Raw genomic sequence first — 481 nt, forward strand, 5'->3', positions numbered from 1 at the left:
ATGCCGATCTGCTCGAGCAGCAGACACATTTCCGAGCGCATGTCCTGGAACTGGTCGACCGGCGCAACCGGGAAGTAGCCGCCCTTCACGCCCGGACGGTGGCCCGTGTTGCCGCCTTCGAATTCCTTCGCCGACGACCACGGCGCTTCTTCCGAGTTGATCTTCACGAAGCAGCCGGACATGTCCGTGTTCCACTGCACCGAGTCGAAACTGAAGAATTCCGGCTCCGGACCGAAGTACGCGGTGTCGCCGATGCCCGTGCTCTTCAGGTAGGCCTCGGCGCGCTTCGCGAGCGAGCGCGGATCGCGCTCGTAGCCCTTGCCGTCCGCCGGCTCGACGACATCGCAGGTCAGCACGAGGGTCGACTCTTCGTAGAACGGGTCGATGAAGGCCGCGTTCGGATCCGGCATGAGCAGCATGTCCGACGCCTCGATGCCCTTCCAGCCCGCGATCGACGAGCCGTCGAACGCGTGGCCGCTTT

1 protein-coding gene is annotated in these 481 nt (G+C 64.7%); it reads right to left on the bottom strand.

What is annotated here, in order from left to right:
* Positions 1–481: glutamine synthetase beta-grasp domain-containing protein (locus J5M71_RS27775; RefSeq protein WP_207838783.1), on the bottom strand; the 481-nt coding region annotated here is incomplete at both ends.

This window comes from Pseudomonas sp. 43(2021) (genome assembly GCF_017490805.1).
Taxonomy (GTDB): domain Bacteria; phylum Pseudomonadota; class Gammaproteobacteria; order Pseudomonadales; family Pseudomonadaceae; genus Aquipseudomonas.